Origin of the sequence: Streptomyces sp. NPDC046939, assembly GCF_040644575.1 — a bacterium.
GTDB lineage: Bacteria > Actinomycetota > Actinomycetes > Streptomycetales > Streptomycetaceae > Streptomyces.
On sequence record NZ_JBEYWV010000022.1, the window covers coordinates 1 to 24,392 of the forward strand.

The 24,392-nt window shown below is 72.3% G+C and carries 11 protein-coding genes; 2 read left to right on the forward strand and 9 right to left on the reverse strand.

Features of this window, described 5'->3' with window-relative positions; translation table 11 throughout:
• Nucleotides 1-110: 110 nt before the first annotated feature.
• The 9 genes from ABZ877_RS23630 to mqnE all read right to left on the reverse strand — a co-directional run bounded on the left by ABZ877_RS23630 (nucleotide 111) and on the right by mqnE (nucleotide 11,929).
• Nucleotides 111-1,196: a ketoacyl-ACP synthase III family protein gene (locus tag ABZ877_RS23630; protein ID WP_361074382.1), complete on the reverse strand. Its 1,086-nt coding sequence runs from the start codon at nucleotides 1,194-1,196 to the stop codon at nucleotides 111-113.
• A gap of 62 nt (nucleotides 1,197-1,258) precedes the next feature.
• Nucleotides 1,259-5,299 (reverse strand): AMP-binding protein, encoded by a 4,041-nt coding sequence (locus ABZ877_RS23635; protein ID WP_361074384.1) that lies wholly within the window; start codon nucleotides 5,297-5,299, stop codon nucleotides 1,259-1,261.
• 20 nt (nucleotides 5,300-5,319) lie between these two features.
• The gene (locus ABZ877_RS23640) at nucleotides 5,320-6,171 is read right to left on the reverse strand and encodes an ABC transporter permease (RefSeq protein WP_361074386.1); all 852 of its coding nucleotides are present in this window, start codon (nucleotides 6,169-6,171) and stop codon (nucleotides 5,320-5,322) included.
• Nucleotides 6,171-7,196, reverse strand: a complete 1,026-nt coding sequence (locus tag ABZ877_RS23645) for an ATP-binding cassette domain-containing protein (protein ID WP_361074388.1) — start codon at nucleotides 7,194-7,196, stop codon at nucleotides 6,171-6,173. The genes ABZ877_RS23640 and ABZ877_RS23645 overlap by 1 nt, the downstream gene beginning before the upstream one ends.
• Nucleotides 7,197-7,319: 123 nt before the next feature.
• A complete protein-coding gene (gene mqnC / locus ABZ877_RS23650; RefSeq protein WP_361074390.1) occupies nucleotides 7,320-8,525 on the reverse strand; it encodes a cyclic dehypoxanthinyl futalosine synthase in 1,206 nt (401 codons plus the stop codon).
• A gap of 33 nt (nucleotides 8,526-8,558) precedes the next feature.
• On the reverse strand, nucleotides 8,559-9,458 hold the full coding sequence (locus tag ABZ877_RS23655; RefSeq protein WP_361074392.1) for a menaquinone biosynthesis protein: 900 nt from the start codon (nucleotides 9,456-9,458) through the stop codon (nucleotides 8,559-8,561).
• Between the two features lie 71 nt (nucleotides 9,459-9,529).
• Nucleotides 9,530-10,291 (reverse strand): alpha/beta fold hydrolase, encoded by a 762-nt coding sequence (locus ABZ877_RS23660; RefSeq protein WP_361074394.1) that lies wholly within the window; start codon nucleotides 10,289-10,291, stop codon nucleotides 9,530-9,532.
• 53 nt (nucleotides 10,292-10,344) lie between these two features.
• Nucleotides 10,345-10,644 (reverse strand): ferredoxin, encoded by a 300-nt coding sequence (locus ABZ877_RS23665; RefSeq protein WP_361074396.1) that lies wholly within the window; start codon nucleotides 10,642-10,644, stop codon nucleotides 10,345-10,347.
• Nucleotides 10,645-10,765: 121 nt separating this feature from the next.
• Complete coding sequence (gene mqnE, locus ABZ877_RS23670; RefSeq protein WP_361074398.1) at nucleotides 10,766-11,929, reverse strand: aminofutalosine synthase MqnE; 1,164 nt, start codon at nucleotides 11,927-11,929, stop codon at nucleotides 10,766-10,768.
• Nucleotides 11,930-12,976: 1,047 nt separating this feature from the next.
• On the opposite strand from mqnE, the gene ABZ877_RS23675 reads away from it, so the two are divergent.
• Both ABZ877_RS23675 and ABZ877_RS23680 read left to right on the forward strand, forming a co-directional pair.
• Complete coding sequence (locus tag ABZ877_RS23675; RefSeq protein WP_361074400.1) at nucleotides 12,977-13,837, forward strand: 1,4-dihydroxy-6-naphthoate synthase; 861 nt, start codon at nucleotides 12,977-12,979, stop codon at nucleotides 13,835-13,837.
• Between the two features lie 323 nt (nucleotides 13,838-14,160).
• Complete coding sequence (locus ABZ877_RS23680; RefSeq protein WP_361074402.1) at nucleotides 14,161-24,336, forward strand: type I polyketide synthase; 10,176 nt, start codon at nucleotides 14,161-14,163, stop codon at nucleotides 24,334-24,336.
• Nucleotides 24,337-24,392 lie beyond the last annotated feature (56 nt).

Below are 24,392 nucleotides of genomic sequence, written 5' to 3' on the forward strand. Positions count from 1 at the left end.
GCAGTCGGGCCTGCTGCTCACCGCGGGCAGCACCGCCGACCGGTACGGGCGCAAGAAGATGCTGGCGGCGGGGCTCGTCCTGTTCGGGGCGGGGTAAGAGCCGGAGTCGGCTACTCGGCCCAGTGCGGGACGTCGGTCACCGTGACGACGGCCGCGCTGCACAGCCAGCCAGGCCCCTGCGACACCAGCAGCACGTGGTCGCCGGGGCCGACCTGGCGGGTGCGCACCAGGTGCTCCAGGGTGATGAACACGTCGGCACCGCCCACATGCCCCACCGACCTGCCGAACTCCCAGCTCGACCGCTCCATCGTCAGACCGAGCGGCAGCATGATCGAGTACTCGATCATCCGGCCGTCCATGTTGATCGGCACGACCTTGGCCAGATCCGAGGCGTTCAGACCGGCGTCCACCAGCGAGCGCTGGATGACCTCCAGGTCGAACAGCGTCAGCTTCTCCATCGTCTCCGACAACGGCATCTCCCGTTCGGTGAACCGCTGGGCCCGCTCTGCCATGTCCGCCATCGAGCCGGTGTCCTCGCGCAGCAGGAGCGGCCCGTCGCCGCGATGCCACTTCTCCAGCTCGTGCAGCACCCCGGAGTTCAGCGACCGCACCTCGGCGAAGCCGCCCTCGTCGCTGATCAGGGCGGCCGCCGCGCCGTCCCCGAGGATGTACGCCTGCCCGAAGCCCTTCCAACGGTCCATGGTGGGGGAGGAGAAGTTCTCGCCCGTCGTCAGGAGCACCGAACCGGCCCCGGCGGCGCCGGTGAGCTTGCCGATCGCCACGTCGAGGGCGCTCAGCATGCCGTCGCAGCCCTGCTGGAGGTAGAGCGCGGGCAGCCGTCCCAGGCCGAGTTCGCGCAGCACGTACCCGGGCGGGTAGGCGCCCTCCGGGGCCTGGTAGTGGACGGCGGAGTGAATGTGCGCCCCCAGGTCCTCCGGGTCGACCTTCGAGCGGTCCAGGGCGATCCGGGCCGCCTCGACCGCCATGTCCATCGCCGGTGTGTCGCCCGCGATGTGAGCGCCCGTCAGGCCGTTGGCGGCCTGGATCTCCGCGTCCAGCTTCCCTTCCGCGACCGCCTGCTCGGCGCTCGCCCACGCGGGCAGCACCACGCCGAGCGACTCGATGTGGACGTTCTCGACACGCATCAGTTCCTCCTCCTGACCAGGTGCGACCCGGCCGTCGACGACGGCGGACACGGCACGGGCGGTACGCCACCGCTCGGTGCCGTACCGCCCGTGCCGCGAACCGCCGGCCCGCCTCAACCGGCGAGCAGTTCCTTCCTGAGATGGCGGGCGAGGCCCGCCGGTGTGGCGAAGTCGAAGACGACGGCCGCGGGCAGGGAGAGCCCCGTCGCCGACTCCAGCGCGTTGCGCGCGGTGAGCGCGGTCAGCGAGTCGAAACCGAGGTCGCGGGTCTCTTTCTCCTCCGGGACCTGCCCGGCCGAGGCGAGACCGAGCGCGGTCGCGAAGTGCGTACGCACCAGACGCAGCAGCGTCTCCTCCTGCTCGGCCCCCGTGAGCGCGGCAAGGCGGTGGCGCAGCCCGCCGGGATCGGCGACCGTGTCGCGGGCGCGCCGCCGGACCACCCCGCCCGTCAGGTCGCGCAGGAGCGCGGCCGAACCGGACAGGGGCCCGGCGGTGCTGCGCCCGGGCAGCTCCGGCCGGTCGGCGAGGAGCGCGGGCCTGCCGGTCGCGACGGCCGACGCGAACAGGTCCGCCGCTTCGTCGGCGGCCGTCCCCGGCCCGCGCACCGACACCGCCGCCACACCCGCCGCGCGCAGGGCACGCGCCCACACGTCGAACACGGCGGCCACGGCGGCGTCCGCGAGCCCGGCCGTGGCGGGGGAGGGCGTCGCGAACACGACGGAGGCCACCCCGCGCGCGGGCGCGGAGCGCACCAGCTCCAGCGCGGGGTCGATCAGCGGACGCAGCGCGGCGTCCACGTCGGCCCGCGCCCCGGCCGTCGCCCCGTCGGTGCGTACGGCGGCGGTGAACAACACGGTCCGCGGGCCCCTTTCGAGCAGCGTACGGAGCGTGCCGGCCGGGTCGACCGGCTCCCAGCGCACCGGTTCGGCCGCCCGCGAGGCGTCCGGCAGCCGGTCCGCCACGTTCTTCGCGTGCGGGCCCGCAAGAAGGGTCTCACCGGCGTCCGCCCGTGCGAGGAGCGTCTCGGCGGCGGTCGCTGCCTCGTCCCCGGCGAACAGGGCGGTCCGCTCGCCGGACGGCGCGGCCGGGGGAGCGGCGGGCACACGCACCGCGCGCGGCGTACGGGCCTGCCCCGACCGCAGCGCGACCCGGGGCTCGCCGCCGGCCACCGCGGACTCCACCCGGCGCCAGGACCGCTTGACACCGTCCGTGTCGATGAGCACGAAGCGTCCGGGCGCCCGGTCCTGGGCGGCGCCGACCAGCCCCCACGCGGCGGCGGCGCCGACGTCCGCAGGGTCGTCGTCCGTGGTGGCGACCGCGCCCCGGGTGAGCACGACGAGCCGGGTCTGCGCGAGCAGGGGGTGGGCGAAGTGCCGTACCCAGTCCAGCGATTCGGCGACGGCCGCGCGGACCGCCTCGGCCGGGTCGGTGTCCGGACCGGCCTGGGCGGGGGAGACGACCACGACGTCCGGGACGGGCGTGTCCTCCTCCGTCGCCGCCGTCAGGAGCGTCGGCAGGTCGGGATGGGTCTCGGCGTAGCGGCCCGCCGACATCAGACCGGCCCGGACGCCGTACGGGTCCGCGCCGACGACGGCCCACCGGCCCTCGCGCGACGCGACCCGCGGCAGGTCCACGTCCGCCCATGACTCCTCGAACAGACCGTCCTGCTGGGCCGCCGACGCGGTCCGTACGTCCCCCGTCACGAGCGGGGCGCAGACCACCGCACGCGCGTCGAGCACCGGGTCACCGGCGCCGTCGGCGGCCTCGACGTCCCAGGTGCCGTCCGCCGCGCGCCGCAGCCGTACCCGCAGCACCGACGCGCCCTCGGCGTGCAGCGACACGTCGCGCCAGCGCACCGGCACCGCGTCGTCGGCGCCGGTGTGCCGCACCGCGCCGGCGAGGGCCGCGTCCAGGAGCGCCGGATGCAGTGCGGGGCGCTCCTGCCCGGCCGCCCAGTCGGGCAGTGACACCTCCACGAACATCTCGTCGTCGCGGCGCCACACGCCGCGCGGCACTCGCGCGGTCTCTCGGTCCTCGTCGTCGTCCGCCTCGGTGACGCGGTGGGCGTCCTGCGGGGGCCACACCGCGAGCCCGGTCCCCGGCTCCGGCCCCGAACCGGCCGCGACCGTGGCCGTCGCGTACCGGGTCCACGGGCGTCCCGCCGCACCTCGCGCGTCCCGGCGTCCGTGCACCGTCACCCGCCGTACGCCCTCGGCGTCGGGCGCGCCGATGGACACGCGGAGCTGTACGCCCTCGTCGCGCGGCAGCACCAAGGGATCGTCGGCCGACAGCTCCAGGACCCGGCCGCAGCCGACGCGGCCCGCCGCGTGCAGCACCAGGTCGAGGAGGACGGCCCCGGCGACCACCGCCGCGCCGTCCGCGCGACGCGGCAGGGCCGGGTCGGCGTCGGCCGCCGTGATCCGCCCGGTGCACACCAGCTCGTCCCGCTCCGGCAGTTCGACCGCGGCGGAAAGGAGGGGGTGACCCGCATCGTCCAGGCCCAGGTCGGCGGCGCCCGTGTACCGGGCCGCCGTCTCGACGGGCTGCCGGGCCCTGCGCCACAGCAGCCGTGCGGGCAGCCCCGCGAGCAGCTTGCGGGCGACCTTCCCGGCCGGGTTGCGCGGCACCTCGGCGACCTCGTGGATCTCCTCGGGGAGCTTGAACGCCGACAAGTGCCGTCGGCACGCGGCCAGCACCGCCTCCACGTTCAACCCGCCCGGGGCGGGCACCACGTAGGCGACCGGGACCTCGCCGAGCGACTCGTGCGGGACGCCCGCGACGGCCGCGTCCGCGACCCCGGGCGCCTGCGCGAGCACCTGCTCCACCTCGCGGGGGTGGATGTTCTCGCCGCCGCGGATGATCAGCTCCTTGAGGCGGCCCGTGATCGTCACATAGCCGTCCGCGTCCTGCCGGGCCAGGTCGCCGGTGCGGTACCAGCCGTCCGACAGGACGGTCGCGGTCTCCTCCGGCTGGCGGTGGTAGCCCAGCATCAGGGCAGGGCTTGACACCCAGATCTCGCCCTCGGCGCCCTGCTCCACCTCGTCCCCGGTGCGCGGGTCCGTCAGGCGCAGCGTCAGACCCGGCAGCGGAACGCCGCACGAGCCGGGGACGTACGGGCCCTCGGGCAGGTTCGTGGTGATGGCGCCGCCGGTCTCCGTCGAGCCGTAGCTGTCGAGCAGCGCGATGCCGAACGCGGACCGGAACGACTCGTGCAGGGACTGCGGGCAGGACGACCCGGCGACCATGCACACCCGCAGCGGCGGCACCTCCGTCCGCCCGGAGCGCGCCAGCTCCGCCATCTGGTGGTACATCGTCGGCACACCCACGAGGAAAGTGGCGTCCTCTTCGACGGCCCGGCGCAGCACCTCGTCGGCCGCCAGGCCGTCGGTGATGCAGGCGGTGGCGCCGACCGCGACCACGCCGAGCACGCACACGTTGTGCGCCACGGCGTGGAACAGCGGCATCGGCCACACCACCCGGTCCTGCGGAGACAGGCCGAGCAGCGGCGCGTTGCAGGCGGCCGTCGCCCACAGCGACGTCCGCTGCGTGGAGACGACGCCCTTGGGCCGCCCGGTCGTCCCGGACGTGTAGAGCATCCAGGCGGGCTCGTCGAGGCCGAGGTCGTCGCGGGGCGGATCGCGCAGGGACCACGTCAGGGCGAGCTCCTCCCAGCGCGGCAGCTCCTCGTCGGTGTCCATGGAGACGGCCTCCGCGAAGCCCGGCTCGGACTCCTGGCCGACCAGGACCACCGAGACGCCCGGCCGTCCCGCGAGCACCCGGCGCACCTGCGGCAGTTGGGCGGCACCGGTGATGACGAGCCTGGCCGCGCAGTCGTCCAGCAGGTGGGCCAGCTCCGAGTCGGTCGACTTCGGGTTCAGGGGGACACCGACCGCACTGGCGCGGGTGACGGCGAGATAACTCTCCACCGTCTCCACCCGGTTCGGCAGATAGATCACCGCCGAGGCGCCCCGTTCGAGACCGAGCCCCACCAGATGTCCCGCGACCCGCGCGGTACGCCGGTCCAGCTCGGCCCAGGTGACCGAGCGGCGTGCGTCCTTGAACGCCGTACGGTCCGGCCGGCGGGACGCGTGCAGGGCGAGCAGTTCGTGCACCGGGCGGATCAGGTCGTCCCGGAACACGGCGTCCGTGGTCATGGGTTCCTCCTCACGAGCCCTCATGAGCCGGCCGAGCGGTAGCGGCGCACCGCGAGGGTCCGGCCCACGACGGCGATCAGCACCGACCAGCCGAGCGACACCAGGACCGGGTGGTGCGCGGGCCAGGCGCCGGTCGCGGTCAGCCCCGGGTTGCCGAACAACTGGCGGGCCGCCTGCACCGTGGCGCTCAGCGGGTTCCACTCCGCGGCCCACCGCAGCACGGTCGGCAGCGTCGAGGGGGCCACGAACGCGTTCGACAGGAACGTCAGCGGGAACAGCCACAGGAAGTTGCTGGTGGCGGCCGCCTCCGGGGCGCGTACCGTCAGGCCGATCACGACACCCACCCACGACAGGGCGTAGCCCATGAGCAGCAGCAGCGCGAACGCCGCGACGGCGCGCGGCAGGCCGTGGTGGATGCGCCAGCCGACGAGCAGCGCGCACAGGATCATCACCATCACCACGATGGTGTTCTGCACCAGGTCCGCGACGGTGCGGCCGGTGAGCAGGGCACCACGCGCCATGGGCAGCGACCGGAACCGGTCGACCATGCCGCTCTGCACGTCGTTGGCCATGCTGACGCTGCTGTTGCTCGCGGTGGCGAAGGCGATGGTCTGGGCGAAGAAGCCCGGCATCATGTACTCGCGGTAGGCGGTGGCGCCCTCCGCGCCGGGCAGGCTGAACGACCCGGCGAAGATGTACGCGAAGAGCAGCACGAACACCACGGGCTGCACCAGGCTGAGGACGAGCACCTCGGGGATCCGCACCATCCGGATCACATTGCGCCGGGTGACGACGAGGACGTCGCGCACGGACTTGGCGGCCGTGCCGGGCTTGAGGTCGGGTACGGGCGGTGCCGCTGCCGACACGTTCATCACTCCTTCTCGCTCGGCGCGCCGGCGCCGACCGCCGTGCGTGCGGTGGCCTTCGCTGTGCCGGTCGGTCCATCCGCCGGTGTGCCGGCCGGTGTCTCCTCGGTGAGTCCGAGGAAGACCTCGTCGAGGGTGGGGCGGCGCAGTCCGATGTCGGTGATCTCGATGCCGTCGGCGTCGAGCGCGGCGATGACCTCGGTGAGCAGCCGCACCCCGCCGTCCACGGGTACGGAGACGGTGGCGCGCGGCCGGTCCACGTCCGGGGCGCGGCTGCCGAACCGGGCGAGGAGGCTCGCGGCCGGGTCGAGCTGTTCCGGCCAGGCCACGACGACCTCGATGTGCTGGCCGCCCGCCTGCGCCTTGAGGTCGCGCGGGGTGCCCCGGGCGATGATCCGCCCGTGGTCGACGACGGCGATGTCCTGGGCCAGCCGGTCGGCCTCCTCCAGGTACTGGGTGGTCAGCAGCAGCGTGGTGCCCTGGGCGACCAGGTCCTCGATGGCGTCCCACAGCATCAGCCGGCTGGTGGGGTCGAGCCCGACCGACGGCTCGTCGAGGAACATCACCGAGGGCCGCACGACGAGGGCGCCCGCCAGATCCAGGCGGCGCTTCATGCCGCCGGAGTAGGTGCTCGACACCCGGTCACCGGCCGCGCTCAGATCGAACCGGTCGAGCAGCTCGTCCGCCCGCTGCCGGGCGGCCCGCGAGCGCAGCCCGTACAGTTCGCCGATCATGCGCAGGTTCTCACGGCCCGTCAGCCGGTCGTCCACCGCCGCGAACTGGCCCGAGAGCCCGATCGAGAGCCGGACCCGGTCCGGTTCGCGGACCACGTCGTGACCGGCCACGACGGCCGTTCCCGCGTCGGGCCGCAGCAAGGTGGTGAGCAGCCGCACGGTCGTGGTCTTGCCCGCTCCGTTGGGGCCGAGCAGCCCGAGCACGCCGCCTTCCGGCACGTCCAGGTCTACTCCGTCCACGGCCCGGACCTCGCCGAAGGTCTTGACCAGACCTCTGGCGTGAATGGCGCCCGGCATGGGCTTCTCCGTCCTCGTTCGTGTGCAGGGTGGGGGCAGAACGTTCGTGTGCGGGTGGGGGGCAGAACCGGAGGCAGGTGCGCGGGGCCCGGCAGGCGCGAGCCCCGGACACACGCCCGGGGCTCAGGTCGCGGCGATCAGCTTCAGCTCGGGGTGGGCGGTGCCGCCCGCGATCGCGGTGGAGGAGACGTGGGAGACGATCCGCTCGTCGACGGGGTCGTTCGCCGGGTCGTCGTGCACGACGAGGTGCTCGTACGTGGTGGCGCGCTGTGCGGGGACGCGGCCAGCGCCCCGGATCAGATTGAGCAGTTCGACCAGGTTGGAGCGGTGCTTGGCTCCGGCGGAGGAGACGACGTTCTCCTCCAGCATGATCGAGCCGAGGTCGTCGGCGCCGTAGTGCAGGGAGAGCTGGCCGACCTCCTTGCCCGTGGTCAGCCAGGAGCCCTGGATGTGCTGGACGTTGTCGAGGAAGATCCGCGCGATCGCGATCATGCGCAGGTACTCGAAGAGGGTGGCCTGCGTGCGGCCCTTGAGGTGGTTGTTCTCGGGCTGGTAGGTGTACGGGATGAACGCGCGGAAGCCGCCGGTGCGGTCCTGCACGTCGCGGATCATGCGCAGGTGCTCGATGCGCTCGGCGTTGGTCTCGCCGGTGCCCATCAGCATGGTGGAGGTCGACTCGACACCCAGATTGTGGGCGGTCTCCATGATCTCCAGCCAGCGCTCGCCGGACTCCTTCAGCGGCGCGATGGCCTTGCGGGGCCGCTCGGGCAGCAGCTCGGCGCCGGCGCCCGCGAAGGAGTCCAGACCGGCGGCGTGGATACGGGTGATCGCCTCCTCCACCGACACCTTGGAGATCCGCGCCATGTGCTCGACCTCGGAGGCGCCCAGGGAGTGGATGACGAGCTGCGGGAACTCCTTCTTGATCGCGGAGAAGTGCTCCTCGTAGTACTCCACGCCGTAGTCCGGGTGGTGCCCGCCCTGGAACATGATCTGCGTGCCGCCCAGTTCGACGGTCTCCGCGCAGCGGCGCAGGATGTCGTCGAGCTCCCGGGTCCAGCCCTTCTTGGTGTCCTTCGGGGCGGCGTAGAAGGCGCAGAACTTGCACGCCGTGACGCAGACGTTCGTGTAGTTGATGTTCCGCTCGATGATGTACGTGGCGATGTGCTCGATGCCCGCGTACTTGCGGCGGCGGATCGCGTCGGCGGCGGCGCCCAGCGCGTGCAGCGGCGCGTCGCGGTAGAGGGCGAGAGCCTCTTCGGGGGTGATACGCCCACCCGCCGCGGCACGGTCGAGGACGGGCTGGAGCGGATGGGGCGAGGGTCGGGACATGGGGTCCGGGCCTTTCCGGTGGCGAGGAACGGGTCAGGGGGCGGAGGGCTGGAGCAGACGGACGTGCACATCGGGCGGGAACCCCGCGTCGGCACCGCCCACCCGGCGTGCGAACTCGGCGATGCCGGCGAGCTGCTCGGCGCCGAGCGTGAAGTCGAGGGCCGTGGTGTAGTAGCGCTCCAGCGTCGCGGCGTCGAACTCCTCCCACTGCGACGCCTGTTCGCAGACCTTCGTCACCTCCGCCAGCGAGAGGTCACGCGAGGCGAGCAGGTCGGAGTGGACCCGGCGCACCGTCTCCGGCTCCCGCTCCAGATAGTCGCGGCGCGCGGCGAACACGGCGAACACGAACGGCAGACCCGTCCAGTCCTTCCACATACGGCCGAGGTCGTGCACCTCAAGACCCATCCGGGGGGCCTCGTGCAGCGCCGCCCGCAGTGCGGCGTCACCGATGACCACCGCCGCCTTGGCCTCGGACATCATGGTGCGCAGATCCGGCGGGCACACGTAGTACTCGGGCCGTACGCCGACCCGCTCGGCCAGCAGCAACTGCGCCAGGCGCACCGACGTACGGCTGGTCGAGCCGAGCGCGACCCGCTCCCCGTCCAGCTCCTCCAGCGGCACCTGGCTGACGATCAGGCAGGACATGACGTCGCCGTCGCTGCCGACCGCGATGTCCGGCAGCGCGACCAGGTCGTCGGCGTGGCGCAGGAACTCCAGGAGGCTGATAGGGCCCATGTCGAGCTCGCCCGCCGCGAGGGCGTCGTTGAGACCGTCCGGCGTGTCGGGGCGGAGGTCCATGTCCAGGAGGGTGCCGGTGCGGGCCAGCCCCCAGAACAGGGGCAGGCAGTTGAGGAACTGGATGTGGCCCACCCGGGGACGGCGTCGGCGCGCCTGCGCCGACCGCGCGGCCCCGGGGGCGAGTTGCTCGGTCATCGTGCACAACTCCCGGAACGGGTCGAGGGGGTCGAGGGGGGAGGAGGAGCGGCGGAGTGGCGGGGTGGGGGTCAGCCCTGGCGGGCGGGCGCGGAGAAGTGCTCGTCGAGGACGGCCAACACCTCGGCGGGCCGCTCCGAGAGGAAGAAGTGACCGCCGGGGAAGACCCGGACGTCCGACCCGGCCGTGGTGTGCTCGCTCCAGGCGTGTGCCTCCGGCAGCGATGTACGGGGGTCGGCATCACCGGTCAGGACAGTGATGGGGCAGCTCACGACCGCCCCGGGCTCGCACCGATACGTTTCCACCGCCCGGTAGTCGCCGCGGATCGCCGGCAGCACCATGCGCAACAGCTCCTCGTCCTGGAGGACCTGGGCGTCGGTGCCCGAGAGCGCCCGCAGCTCGGCGATGACCCCGTCGTCGTCGAGGGTGTGCACGTGCTCGTCACGGGTGCGGGACGGGGCCCGCCGCCCCGACGCGAACAGCCGCACGGGGCCGGACCCGGCGCGCTCCATGCGCCGCGCCACCTCGAACGCGACCAGCGCGCCCATGCTGTGCCCGAAGAAGGTCAGCGGACGGTCGTCGTCCCACGCCGCAAGGGCGTCGGTGACCTGGTCGGCGAGTTCGGCCACCGAGGCGGGGCCCGGTTCGAGCCGCCGGTCCTGACGGCCCGGATACTGGATCGCGGCGACGTCGACGCGGGGGCTGAGCGCGCCCGCGACCGGCACGTAGAAGCTGGCCGAACCGCCTGCGTGCGGGAAGCACACAAGGCGTTCGGCGGCGTCGGGGGAGGGCCGGAACCTGCGGATCCACAGGTTGTCGGTGGTGGAGCTCATGAAACGTACGTGTCCTTCCGGCGGAGGCGGCGGAGGCGGCGGAGGCGGTGGGGTCAGTTGTCGGCCTCGGGGCCGTACACCTCGACCTGGTCGGAGACCCGGCGCACGTGGATGCACTCGCCGGGGCACTCCTTGACCGAGTCCACCACGTCGGTGAGCAGCTCCAGCTTGACCGGAGTCGTCGCGCCCGGCGTCTGCAGCAGTTCGTCCTGCTCGCTCTTGACGTACGCGAGCCCGTCGATGTCCAGCTCGAACACCTCGGGCGCGTACTGGGCACAGATACCGTCACCGGTGCACAGGTCCTGGTCGATCCAGACTTCCAGGTCCTCGTCGTTCGTTGTCTGCGGGGACATACACACCTGCCTGGCAGTGTCGTCTTGAGTCGTCTCGGGGTCGTCTGGGCGGGTCGCTTCGGCGGTTGTCGACGGTCGCTTCAGCGGTCGCATCGGGCTACCGCGTTCCGGCGGCCCCGGGTCACACGCGCATCGGCTGCGGGGCCTCGCGGCGGGCCGGGTCGGGACCGTCGTACTCACGGATGATCTCGTAGCGGGTGTTCCGCTCGACCGGGCGGAAACCGGCGTCGCGGATCAGGTCGAGCAGGTCCTCGCGGGTCAGCTTGTTCGGGGTGCCGTAGTTGTCCGCGTCATGCGTGATCTTGTACTCGACGACCGAGCCGTCCATGTCGTCCGCGCCGTGCTGGAGCGCGAGCTGCGCGGTCTGGAGACCGTGCATCACCCAGAAGACCTTGACGTGCGGCACGTTGTCGAACAGCAGCCGGGAGACCGCGAACGTCTTCAGCGCCTCGGCGCCCGTCGCCATCGTGGTGCGCGCCTGGAGGCGGTTCCTGACCTTGCCGTCCTTCATGTCCACGAAGTCGTGCTGGTAGCGCAGCGGGATGAAGACCTGGAAACCGCCGGTCTCGTCCTGCAACTCACGCAGGCGAAGCACGTGGTCGACGCGGTGACGCCGCTCCTCGATGTGCCCGTACAGCATGGTGCACGGGGTCTTCAGACCCTTCTCGTGCGCCAGGCGGTGAATGCGGGACCAGTCCTCCCAGTGCGTGCGGTGGTCCACGATGTGCTGGCGGACCTCCCAGTCGAAGATCTCCGCGCCGCCGCCGGTCAGCGACTCCAGGCCCGCGTCGATCAGCTCGTCGAGGATCTCCGAGGCACTCATCCCGCTGATCGTCTCGAAGTGGTGGATCTCGGTCGCCGTGAACGCCTTCAGCCCGACGTTCGGCAGCGCCTTCTTCAGCTCCCGCAGCGAACGCGGGTAGTAGCGCCACGGCAGGTTCGGGTGCAGGCCGTTGACGATGTGCAGCTCCGAGAGGTGCTCGTTCTCCATCGCCTTCGCCAGCCGCACGGCCTCCTCGATGCGCATCGTGTACGCGTCCTGCTCACCCGGCTTGCGCTGGAACGAGCAGTAGGCGCAGGACGCCGTGCACACGTTGGTCATATTGAGGTGCCGGTTGACGTTGAAGTGCACCACGTCGCCGTTCTTGCGCGTGCGCACCTCGTGGGCCAGACCGCCCAGCCACGCCAGGTCGTCCGACTCGTACAGGGCGATGCCGTCCTCGCGGGACAGCCGCTCACCGGAGAAGACCTTCTCCTCCAGCTCGCGCTTGAGCCCAGCGTCCATGGCCGGGAACCTCCTCGTTCAGTGCCTGGCGGCACACGTAGTGGGTCTGCGCACGGGGCGCGGGATGCCTCTTCGGCGAGCCCGGGACGTCCCGGCGCCGGCGGACGACGGTCCCGGCCTTCGTGCCCGAAGAGGGGCGGGCACGACGGCCGGGACCGCACCACACGGACACTCCGTCGCGCCTGTGGACCATCGGGGGCCCGCGACACCGGCCAGCCGTCCGGGACACGAACCCCGGGCCCGTCGGCGGGCACCGACGCCGCGTCGGGTGGGGCTCCCTCATCCTCGCGGAGGTCAGTCTGGGGAAAACCCCACATCCGCAACGGCTTTGCTGAGGACATGGTGTTCGCCGCGTCGCGGGGACGTGGTTGCCGTGTCCGGCGGGGCTGACGGGTCGGACGGGTCCGGCGGGTTCGTCGGGGCCGCCATGTCCGTCGGGCCGCCGAGTCCGTTGGGTTCGGCGGGGCTGCCATGTCCGTCGGGCCGTTGGGTCCGTTGGGTCCGTTGGGTCCGGCGGGTTCAGTGGGTCCGCCATGTCCGTCGGGCCGTTGGGCCTGTTGGGCCTGTTGGGCCTGTTGGGCCTGTTGGGTCCGGCGGGCCCGCCATTTCCGTCGGGCCGTCGGGCCGTCGGGCCATCGGGCCGTTGGGTCTATTGGGTTCGGCGGGTTCGGCGGGGCCGCCATGTTCGTCGGGTCCGACGAGGACTCCCCGCATGTCCCACGCACACGGCCGTCACGTCTCACGAATACGTCCGCCATGTCCGCTCCGTGGACGCGCCCGGCACGTTTGACGAACGTGCCAAGCACGTCCCACGACTACGCCCGCCACGTCCCACGAGCACGCGTCCAGCACACCCCTTGGGATCGTCCCGCTGGCCCAACTAACACGTCCCGCACATGCGATGGATACGTCCGCTACGTCCCATGAGCGCTTCGCCAAGCCCCGCGAATACGTCCGCCAACACCCCCACCTACGCCCATCACACCGCCACGCACACCTCAGCTCCTCCCGCAAACACCTCCACCACGCCCCCAAGAAAGGGACCACATGTCCGCACCGCTGACCCTCGCCCACTCACCCTGCCCCAACGACACCTTCGTCTTCCACGCCTGGACCGAAGGGCTGCTCCCTGACGCCCCCGAGGTACGACTCAACTTCGCCGACATCGACGTCACCAACGGTCAGGCCCGCCGAGGTGAGTTGGACGTCCTGAAGGTGTCCTACGGCGTACTGCCGCACATCCTCGACCAGTACGCGCTCCTTCCCACCGGAGGAGCCCTCGGGCACGGCTGCGGCCCGCTCGTCCTGGTCGCCGAACCGGGCGAGCCCGCCGCCCTCGCCGGGGCCCGCGTCGCAGTGCCCAGCACCACCTCCACCGCCTACCTGCTGTTCCGGCTGTGGGCGGCCGACGCGGTGCCCGGCGGCGTCGGCGAGATCGTCGTCCTGCCGTTCCACGAGATCATGCCCGCCGTCCGTGACGGCCTCGTGGACGCCGGACTCGTCATCCACGAGGCCCGCTTCACCTACGACCGCTACGGCCTGCACTGCACCGCCGACATGGGCGAGGAGTGGGAGAAGCGCACCGGGCTGCCCATCCCGCTCGGCGCCATCGTCGCCCGCCGCTCCCTGGGAACACCCGTCCTGCGCTCCCTCGCCGAGACCATCCGCGCCTCCGTACGGGCCGCCCGCCGTGACCCCGACGCCTCCCGCGCCTACGTGCTGCGCCACGCCCAGGAGATGGAGCCCGACGTCGTCGACCAGCACATCGACCTGTACGTCAACGAGTTCACCGCCGGCCTGGGCGAGAACGGCCTGCACGCGGTACGCACCCTGCTAGACCGCTCCGCCGGACTCGGCCTGCTGCCCCGCATCCCCGAGGGCGCCCTCGACGCGACCCTGGCTCTGTGACCCGACTCCCGTGACCCGACCCCTGTGACCAGACCCGTCCGAGCCGGCCGTCCCCCGGACGACGGCCCTCCTCACGCCCGGCAACGCTAGAAGTTCTCTTAGAGCCCCCCGCCGACACCCCGTGCACCGGCCCGGCGCTTCCCATAATCGGCCGCAGGGACAGGCCCGGCACCGGGAGCGCCGCGGCCTGTCCCCACGAGGGCACCGGGTGGCACGCCCGCCCCCTCACCGGCCCTGACGCCCACCCGGGCGCCGGGGCCCGCCCGATGCCCCACGTGCCCACCGGCGAGCCAGCGCGCCCGCTGCCGAAGGGAGACCGCCCCGTGAGCGAGGACAAGCTGCGCGACTTCTTGACCCGTGTCTCCAACGACCTCCAGCGCACCCGCGCCCGGCTGCGCCACGTCGAGGGCAGGGCCACGGAGCCGATCGCCGTCGTCTCCATGAGCTGCCGCTACCCCGGCGGCGTCCGCACCCCCGAGGATCTGTGGCGCCTCGTCGACACCGGCACCGACGGCATCTCCGCGTTCCCGGACGACCGCGGCTGGGACCTCGACACCCTCTACGACCCCGACCCGGCGAATCCCGGCACCTGCTACACCCGTGAAGGCGGCTTCCTGCACGACGCCGCCGACTTCGACCCCGCCTTCTTCGGCATGTCACCGCGCGAGGCCCTCGCCACCGACCCGCAACAGCGCCTCCTGCTCGAACTCGTCTGGGAGTCCCTCGAACGTGCCGGACTGCGCCCCGCGGACCTGCGCGGCAGCGCCACCGGCGTGTTCGCCGGGGTCATGTACAACGACTACGCCACCCGCTTCCCCGAGCCGCCCCCCGGCGTCGAGGGCTACCTCGGCAACGGCAGCGCGGCGAGCATCGCCTCAGGACGCGTCTCCTATACCTTCGGCTTCGAGGGCCCGGCCCTGACCGTCGACACCGCGTGCTCCTCCTCCCTCGTAGCCCTCCACCTCGCCATGCAATCGTTGCGCCAGGGCGAGTGCGACCTCGCGCTCGCGGGCGGCGTCGCGTTCATGTCGACACCGGTCACCTTCCTGGAGTTCAGCCGGCAGCGCGGCCTCGCCCCCGACGGCCGCTGCAAGTCCTTCGCGGACGCCACCGACGGCACCGGCTGGGGCGAGGGCGCGGGCATCCTGCTGCTCGAACGCCTCTCCGACGCCCGCCGCAACGGTCACCCCGTACTCGCCGTGATCCGCGGCTCCGCCGTCAACCAGGACGGCGCCAGCAGCGGCCTCACCGCCCCCAACGGCCCCTCCCAACAACGCGTCATCCGCCAGGCACTCACCGCCGCCGGACTCACGCCGCAGGACGTCGACGCCGTCGAGGCCCACGGCACCGGCACCACCCTCGGCGACCCCATCGAGGCCCAGGCCCTCCTCGCCACGTACGGCCAGGACCGGCCCGCCGAACGGCCGCTCTGGCTCGGCTCCCTCAAGTCCAACATCGGGCACACCCAGGCGGCCGCGGGCGTCGGCGGCATCATCAAGATGGTCATGGCCATGCGCCACGCCAACCTGCCCCGCACGCTCCACGTCGACGCCCCCACCACGAAGGTCGACTGGACCGAGGGCAACGTCCGCCTCCTCACCGACCCCGTCGCCTGGCCACCCACCGACCGCCCCCGGCGCGCCGGAGTGTCCGCGTTCGGCGTCTCCGGCACCAACGCGCACGTCATCCTGGAAGAGGCCCCCGCGCCGGAAACCACGGAGACACCAGAGACAGGCGCCACCACAGGAACGGGGGAGGCCGGCGCCCCCGCCACACACCCGCTCCCGCCGCTGATCCCCTGGACCCTGTCCGCCCGCACTCCCGATGCCCTGAGGGACCAGGCCACCGCCCTGCTGGCCCACCTCGACGCCCACCCCGACACGGACTGCCGGGCCGTCGCCCACACCCTCGCCCACCGACGCTCCCTCTTCGAACAACGCGCCGTCGTCCTCGGAACCGACCGCGATAGCCTCACCGCCGCCCTCAAGACCCTCGCCGCGAACGGCACCTCCCCCGACCTCGTCACCGGCACCGCCCGCCGCGGAGGCCGGACGGCGTTCCTATTCTCGGGGCAGGGGGCGCAGCGGCTTGGGATGGGGCGTGAGTTGTACGACGCCTTTCCGGTGTTCGCGGAGGCCTTCGACGCGGTGTGCGCGGAGGTGGGGGAGGAGTTGCGGGGCGTCGTCTTTGGTGACGACGCTGAGCGCTTGGGCCGTACGGAGTGGACGCAGCCTGCGTTGTTCGCCGTCGAGGTCGCGCTGTTCCGTTTGGTGGAGTCCTTCGGGGTCCGCCCGGATCTGTTGATGGGTCACTCGATCGGTGAGATCGCTGCCGCGCATGTGGCGGGGGTGATGTCGCTGGAGGATGCGTGTGCGCTGGTGGTGGCGCGGGGCCGGTTGATGCAGGAGTTGCCTGCCGGTGGCGTGATGGTGGCCGTGGAGGCGGCGGAGGCTGAGGTGTTGCCGCTGCTCGGTGACGGGGTCTCGGTTGCGGCTGTCAATGGCCCGCGGGCCGTGGTGATCGCGGGTGCGGAGGCGGCCGTCGAACAGGTCGCCTCGGAGCTCAAGCGGCAGGGTCGGCGGACGTCGCGCCTGCGCGTCTCGCATGCCTTCCACTCGCCGTTGATGGAGCCGATGCTGGATGCCTTCCGTGAGGTGGCGGAGCGCATCACGTTTGCGGCCCCGTCAACCCCTGTCGTGTCGAATGTGACCGGACGGCTCGCTGTTGAGGGCGAGCTGGCGTCGGCCGAGTACTGGGTCCGGCATGTGCGGGAAGCCGTACGCTTCGCCGACGGCGTCGACACGCTCGCGTCCGAGAGTGTGACCCGTTTCCTGGAGATCGGCCCCGACGGCACCCTCACCGCCCTCGCGCGCACCGTTCTCGGTGACAGCGCCGACGACGCAGTTCTCGTCTCTGTCCTGCGCAAGGAGCGGGACGAGTCCCGGACGGCCGTCGCCGCGCTCGCGACCCTGCACGCGTCCGGCCGGTCGGTCGACTGGGGAGCCCTGCTGCCGGGCACCTCGGAGGCGGTCCCGCTTCCGACCTACCCCTTCCAACGTCAGCGCTACTGGCTGGACCCTGTGGCCGGTCGCCCCGGGCAGCGGGGCGAGCACCCGCTCCTCTCCGCCGGGATCGGCCTCGCGGACTCCACCAGTGTCGTGGCGACCGGACGTCTCTCGGGGCGCGCACAGCCCTGGCTGGCCGAACTCGCCACCGGCGCCGGTTCCCTCGTCCCGGCCTCCGTCCTCACCGACCTGGCGCTGCACACGGGACGCACCCTCGGCGCCCACCACCTGACCGAGCTGCACATCGACGAACCGCTGCCGCTTCCGCTGCCTGGCTCCGGTTCCGGCTCCGCCGAGACCGAGATACAGACCGTCACCGAGGCGGTCTCGGGCGAACAGCGGTGGACCTTCGCCCTGTACGCGCGGCCCCACGACCCCGACGCCGACCTCACCGACGAGTCCAGGCCCTGGACCCGGCACGCGCACGGCACCCTCACCACCCACGCAGACCCGGCGCCGGACATGGAGTCCCCCGAGGCATGGCCCCCGCCCGGCGCGACCCCCGTAGACCTGCACGAACTGTACGAAGCGCTGGACCTCCCCGGGGACGAGATACCGCACACCCTGACCGCCGTCTGGCGCCTGGGCGACGAGGTGTTCGCCGAGGCCGCGCTCCCGGAGACGAAGGCGGCCGAGGCGGCCGGGTTCGCGGTGCATCCCGCGCTGCTCGACAGCACGCTCGTGGCGGTAGGCGCGCTCGGCCGTCCGGTTCCGCACCTCGTCTCCTGGACCGACCTCACCCTCCACGCGAGTGCCGCCACGAACGTACGTCTTCACGTCATCGCTCGCTCGGAGACGGAAGCCGCGCTCACGCTCCTGGACGCCGACGGGGCACCGGTCCTCACCGCCCGCACTGTCACGACCCTGCCCTTCGACCGCGACCGACTCCCCGCCACCTCGCGCGGGCGCGGAAGCGACCTGTACACCGTCACGTGGAGCCCCGTCGGCACCGCCACCACGACACAGCAGGAGCTGCGCAGCGCACACCACACCCCGGACGAACTCCTCGCCACTCTGTCGACGGAGTCGGACGGCAGCTTCCCCGACTTGGTCGTCCTCCCCTGGGAAGCCCCCGCCACCGAATCTGCCACCGACGTGGCAGCCGCTGTGCACACAGAGACCTCCCGTGCACTCACCCTGCTGCAACACTGGCTCACCGACCCCCGAACGGCCGACGCACGTCTGCTGGTGCTCACACGAGGCGCGGCAGCCGCCCGCGACGGCGAGACCGTGACAGATGTGGTCACCGCCGCCGTGCGAGGCCTGTTCAAGTCCGCGGCCTCCGAGAACCCTGGACGGATCCTCCTCCTCGACGCCGACACCACCCCCACTGACGGCGAGCTGAAGGACGCCGTACGCCACGAACAAGTCGTCGAACTGGCCCTGCGAGACGGCCAGTTGCTCGCCCCGAACCTCTCACCTGCCCCGGACACCTCCGCCGGGCAGACGACCGTCACCTTCCCGACGGACCGTACCGTTCTCGTGACCGGAGGCACCGGCAGCGTCGGTTCGGCCGTCGCCCGTCACCTCGTCACCCGGCACGGGGTACGTCACCTGCTCCTCGTCACCCGGCGAGGCATGCAAGCCCCCGGCGCCGCCGACCTCACGGCCGAACTCTCCGCACTGGGCGCCCGGACCACCGTCGTAGCCTGCGATGCCACGGACCGCGACGCCCTCGCCCAGGCGATCCACGACCTGCCATCGGCACACCCGCTCGGAGCCGTGGTGCACGCGGCGGGAACACTCGACGACGGCATCATCACCTCGCTGACCGGTGACCGACTCGCCAAGGTGCTACGTCCCAAGGTCGACGCGGCGGTCAACCTCCACGAACTGACCCGCGCCCTCGACCTCTCGGCGTTCGTCCTGTTCTCCTCGGCCGCCGCCACGTTCTCCGGTCCCGGCCAGGGCAACTACGTCGCCGCGAACACCTTCCTCGACGCCTACGCCACCCACCTCCGCGCCGAGGGCCGCCCGGCGCTCTCCATCGCCTGGGGCCTGTGGGAAGCGGACAGCACGATGACGCGGGGCCGCACCGACGCCGCGCACCACCGCGCCACCCGCAACGGCATCGGCGCCCTGCCCACCGACGACGCCCTCGACCTCTTCGACCGCGCCCTGCCCCACACCGGCGGCACGCCGCTGCCCCTCCGTCTCGACCGTGCGGCCCTGCGCCGGTCCGCCGACGCCGACCGGCTTCCTCCGCTTTTGCGCGCCCTGGCCGGCCGCCCCGCTCTGCGTACGGCCGCCGCGTCCCCCGTGCGAGCGGGGTCGGATTCGCCTCTCCGCCGCCTGCCGGAGCCGCGTCGACGGGATGCTGTCCGCGAGCTCGTACGTACGGCGCTGGCCACCGTGCTCGGCCACGCGCCGGGTACGCGGATCAGCCCCGACACGCCCTTCACACAACTGGGTCTCGACTCCCTGACCGCCCTCGAACTGCGCAACGCCCTCTCCCAGGCGACCGGCGTACCCCTGCCCGTGACCCTGGTCTTCGACCATCCCACCCCCGAGGCGGTCACGGACCTCCTCCTCGTGGAACTGGCACCGGCCGAGCAGGCCAGCGCATCCGCCGAGGCCCGTACCGCAGGGACCGCCCCGCCCGCCGACGACCCCATAGCCATCATCGGCATGGGCTGCCGCTTCCCCGGCGGCGTCGAGACCCCCGAACAGTTCTGGGACCTGCTTCTCCAGGGCGAGGACGCCATCGGCGACTTCCCCGCCGACCGTGGCTGGGACGACCTCGACGCCATGGCTGATCCGGATGCCGCCGACTCCGGCACGTCGGCCTACACCCGACTCGGCGGATTCCTCTCGAACGTCAGCGACTTCGACGCGGAGTTCTTCGGGGTGTCGCCGCGTGAGGCGCTGGCGATGGACCCGCAGCAGCGGTTGCTGTTGGAGGCGTCGTGGGAGGCGGTGGAGCGGGCCGGGATCGACCCGCGTTCGCTCCGGGGCAGCCGGACGGGTGTCTTCGCCGGGACCAACGGCCAGGACTACCCGGCCCTGTTGAGCCTGTCGGAGGGCGACTTCGGCGGCTACGTAGGCACGGGGAACGCGGCGAGTGTGGCCTCGGGCCGGGTGTCGTACGTGCTGGGTCTTGAAGGTCCGGCGGTGACGGTGGACACGGCCTGCTCGTCCTCGCTGGTCGCCCTGCACCTTGCCGGGCAGGCGTTGCGCGGCGATGAATGCTCCATGGCCCTCGTCGCGGGCGCCACGGTGATGTCCACGCCCGCTGCCTTTGCGGAGTTCAGCCGTCAGGGTGGGTTGGCCGGTGATGGCCGGTGCAAGGCGTTCGGTGAGGGTGCGGACGGTACCGGCTGGGGTGAGGGCGTCGGCGTGCTGCTGGTCGAGCGGCTGTCGGATGCCCGCCGCAACGGGCACCGCGTCCTGGCGGTCGTGAGAGGTTCGGCGGTCAACCAGGATGGCGCGTCCAACGGCCTGACCGCTCCCAACGGTCCCTCGCAGCAGCGCGTGATCCGCGCCGCGCTCGCCTCGGCAGGACTGTCAGCTGCGGATGTGGACGTGGTGGAGGCCCACGGCACCGGCACCAAGCTGGGCGACCCCATCGAGGCACAGGCGCTTATCGCCACGTACGGGCGGGAGCGAGCCAAGGACCGGCCGCTGTGGCTCGGGTCAGTGAAGTCGAATCTCGGCCATACACAGGCGGCTGCCGGTGTGGCCGGTGTGATCAAGATGGTGGAGGCACTCCAACATGGGGTGTTGCCCGCGACCCTGCACGCTGATGAGCCGTCCTCACACGTCGACTGGTCGTCGGGAGCGGTCCGCCTGCTGACAGAGCAGCAGGCATGGCCCGTTTCGGCGGATCGTCCGCGCCGCGCGGGCGTGTCGTCCTTCGGCCTCAGCGGCACCAACGCCCACGTCATCCTGGAGGAGGCACCTCAGGAGCGCGTGGAGCTGGTTGAGCCTGTCGCCATGCCGGTGGTGCCGTGGGTACTGTCCGGCCGTGGCACCGACGCCCTGCGCTCCCAGGCCGCCCGCCTGCACGCCTACGCGCGGGCCCACACGGACATCACCCCTGAGGCCATCGCGTCGGCCCTGGTCGTGAGCAGGACGCCCTTCGAGGACCGTGCCGTCGTCCGAGGCCGTGACCGTGCGGAACTCCTGGACGGCCTCGAACGCCTGGCCCAGGGTGAACAGGCGCCCAACCTGACCTGCGGATCGGTGATGGGGCACGGCAAAACGGCGTTTCTGTTCTCGGGGCAGGGTGCGCAGCGGCCTGGCATGGGTCGGGAGCTGTACGAAGCGTTCCCGGTCTTCGCGAAAGCCTTCGATGCGGTGTGTGCGCAGGTGGGGGAGGAGCTGCGGGATGTGGTGTTCGGTGATGACGCCGAGCGTTTGAGCCGTACGGAGTGGACGCAGCCCGCGTTGTTCGCGGTCGAGGTGGCGCTCTACCGCCTGGTGGAGTCGTTGGGGGTGCGCCCGGACTACCTCGTCGGGCACTCGATCGGTGAGATCGCTGCCGCGCACGTGGCGGGGGTGATGTCGCTTGCGGACGCGTGCGCTTTGGTGGTGGCGCGCGGCCGTCTCATGCAGGAGTTGCCCGTCGGCGGCGTCATGGTGGCGGTGGAGGCGTCGGAGGCGGAGGTGCTGCCCCTGCTCGGGGACGAGGTGTCGATAGCGGCGGTCAATGGTCCGCAGGCCGTGGTGCTCGCGGGCGTGGAGGCGGCGGTTGAACAGGTCGCCGCCGAACTCAAGCAGCAGGGCCGACGGACGTCGCGCCTGCGCGTCTCGCACGCCTTCCACTCACCGCTGATGGAGCCGATGCTGGACGCTTTCCGTGAGATGGCCGAGCAGATCACCTACACGCCCCCGTCCATCCCCGTCGTCTCGAACGTGACCGGACGTCTCGCCACCGAGGGCGATCTGACCTCGGCCGACTACTGGGTCCGCCATGTCCGGGATGCCGTGCGTTTCGCGGACGGCATCGGCACGCTCACCGCCGACGGCGTGACCCGTTTCCTGGAGATCGGCCCGGACGGCACGCTCACCGCCCTCGTGCAGAACTGCGTCCTGGACGACGATGCTTCTCTCTTCGCGTCCTTCATGCGCAAGGACCGCGACGAGGTGGACACCTTCGTCTCGTGTGTGGCCGCCGGTTACACGGCCGGTGTGCCTGTCGACTGGGCCGCCCTCACCGGGTCCTGCCCGCCCGCCGGCGTCGACCTCCCCACGTACGCCTTCCAGCGTGAGCGGTTCTGGCCGCAGACCAAGCGCAGGGAGACCGTCACAAGCCTTGAGGCGACGGAGCCCGTGGGGCCCGAGGAGGCACGTGAGCTGGCCGGTCTTCTGGACATCAGCGAGGACGTCGTACAGGACGTTCTCTCCAGGTTCGCCGCCCGCCGTCGGGAGCGGACGGCGCGGGCCGCGGTGGATGGTTGGCGATACCGCGTCGACTGGGAAACGGTGGTTCCGGCCCCCGGCGGCGACCGTACGGGCCGCTGGCTCGTACTCCATCCCGAAGGCGACACGACGCTCGTCGACACCGTGACCGCGGCCCTGCCCGAACCCCTCCTCCTGCCTCTCGCTGAGCACCCCGACCGGTCGGAGCTCGCCGCCGCTGTCACCGCGACCGTGGGGAAGGCGCGGGCAGCGCAGGTGGCAGGGGTCGTGGTGCTGCCCGGCACGGTGGCGCAGGCGCTCCTCGCCACCCAGGCGCTGGCGGATGCCGGAGTCGACGGGCCCGTGTGGTGGGTGACCCGGGGAGCGGTCACCGTCGGGCGGGCGGCTGACAGCCCGCTGCGCCCCGAACAGAGCGCCGTCTGGGGCCTCGGCCGCGTCGCCGCTCTGGAACACCCCGAGCGCTGGGGCGGCCTGGTCGACCTGCCGGAGGTCTCCGACAGCGACACCGCCCGCCTTCTCGCGGATGTCCTCGTCTCCCGTACGGAGGACCAGGTCGCCGTACGGGACGGCCAGATCTTCGCCAGGCGCCTGCGGCAGGACCCGGCGCCACAGGGCACCGGCCAGGGCTGGAAGCCTTCCGGGCCGGTCCTCGTGACCGGCGGCACCGGTGCCCTCGGCGCCCACGTCGCCCGGTGGCTCGTCCGACAGGGCGCCGACGAACTGATCCTCACCAGCCGCCGCGGGGACAAGGCCGAGGGAGCCGCCGAACTGGGAGCCGAGTTGCGTGCGTTGGGAGCCCGGCAGGTGACCATCGAAGCCTGCGACCTGGCCGACCGGGAAGCCGTCGGCGCGCTGCTCGCCCGGCATCCGATCGACGCCGTCTTCCATGCGGCGGGAGTCCCGGACCACATGCCCTTCAGCGACATCGACACCGCCCACCTGGAGCGCACGATGGGCGCGAAGGCGCTCGGCGCCGTACACCTGGACGAGCTGACTCGGGACCGGGGCCGGGAGCTGAGCGCGTTCGTCGTGTTCTCGTCGATCGCCGCCGTGTGGGGAAGCGGCGCCCAGGGTGCCTACGCCGCGGCCAACGCCTGGGCCGACGCCGTCGTGGAGGCCCGCCGCGCCGCCGGCCGGACAGGTGTCTCCGTGCAGTGGGGACCGTGGGCGGGCGGCGGAATGGTGTCGAACGAGGGCGCGGCGGAGCTGCGACGGCACGGACTGCGGAGCATGGACCCGGAACGCGCCCTGCTGGGACTCACGTCCGCGATGACGGGGTCCGGCGGCGCGGTGGTCGTGGCCGACGTGGACTGGGAGCGTTTCGCGCCCGCGTTCACCGTCCGGCGCGACAGCCCGCTGCTGACCGGGCTTCCGGGCGTCGATGCCGCCGCCGCACCCGACGACTCAGGAGAGAACGACGCCCGCGCCGCCCTCGTCGCACGTCTCATGAACCGGCCGGAGAAGGAACGCCGACGCGCCTTGCACGAACTCGTCCGTACGCGGGCGAGCGTCGTGCTCGGCCGCTCGACGGGCGCGGCCCTGAGCCTCGACCGGTCCTTCCGGGACATCGGGTTCGACTCCCTCACCGCCGTGGAGTTGCGCAACCAGCTCCACGCGGAGACCGGACTGCGCCTCCCGACGACCCTGGTCTTCGACCACCCGACCCCACGCCACCTCGCCGACCACCTGTACGAGGAACTCTTTGTCGACACGCAGGCCGACGGGACAGCCGACCCACGACCCGGCGCGGCGACCGACCGGAGGGCCGAAACGGAAGCGGCACGAGGCCACGACGAGGCATCGCTGCGTACCGCGCTCGCCAAGATCCCCTTCTCCCGCTGGCAGGAGAGCGGCTTGCTGACGGCCGTCCTGTCCCTGGCAGAGGCCGGCTCGGAGCCTCGTACCGCCACCGAGGCTGGGCCCGCCGGACCCACCTCCTACGGCACCGCCCGGATCACCACCGGGCCCGACGGTGGCACATCCGGACCCGACGCGCCCGACGCACCCGACGCGATCGACGCGATGGACGTCGACGCACTCGTTCAACTGGCCCTGGGCGACTCCACCTCCTGACACACCCGCCGCCCACCGCCCTCCTCCCCGTCCGTCCGCGTACGGGCCACGAACCA

Excerpts from the sequence above, each read along its gene's own strand:
- ABZ877_RS23635 (WP_361074384.1), bottom strand. The coding sequence starts at position 5,299 with ATGACCACGGACGCCGTGTTCCGGGACGACCTGATCCGCCCGGTGCAC.
- ABZ877_RS23640 (WP_361074386.1), bottom strand. The coding sequence starts at position 6,171 with ATGAACGTGTCGGCAGCGGCACCGCCCGTACCCGACCTCAAGCCCGGC.
- ABZ877_RS23645 (WP_361074388.1), bottom strand. The coding sequence starts at position 7,196 with ATGCCGGGCGCCATTCACGCCAGAGGTCTGGTCAAGACCTTCGGCGAG.
- mqnC (WP_361074390.1), bottom strand. The coding sequence starts at position 8,525 with ATGTCCCGACCCTCGCCCCATCCGCTCCAGCCCGTCCTCGACCGTGCC.
- ABZ877_RS23655 (WP_361074392.1), bottom strand. The coding sequence starts at position 9,458 with ATGACCGAGCAACTCGCCCCCGGGGCCGCGCGGTCGGCGCAGGCGCGC.
- ABZ877_RS23660 (WP_361074394.1), bottom strand. The coding sequence starts at position 10,291 with ATGAGCTCCACCACCGACAACCTGTGGATCCGCAGGTTCCGGCCCTCC.
- ABZ877_RS23665 (WP_361074396.1), bottom strand. The coding sequence starts at position 10,644 with ATGTCCCCGCAGACAACGAACGACGAGGACCTGGAAGTCTGGATCGAC.
- mqnE (WP_361074398.1), bottom strand. The coding sequence starts at position 11,929 with ATGGACGCTGGGCTCAAGCGCGAGCTGGAGGAGAAGGTCTTCTCCGGT.
- ABZ877_RS23675 (WP_361074400.1), top strand. The coding sequence starts at position 12,977 with ATGTCCGCACCGCTGACCCTCGCCCACTCACCCTGCCCCAACGACACC.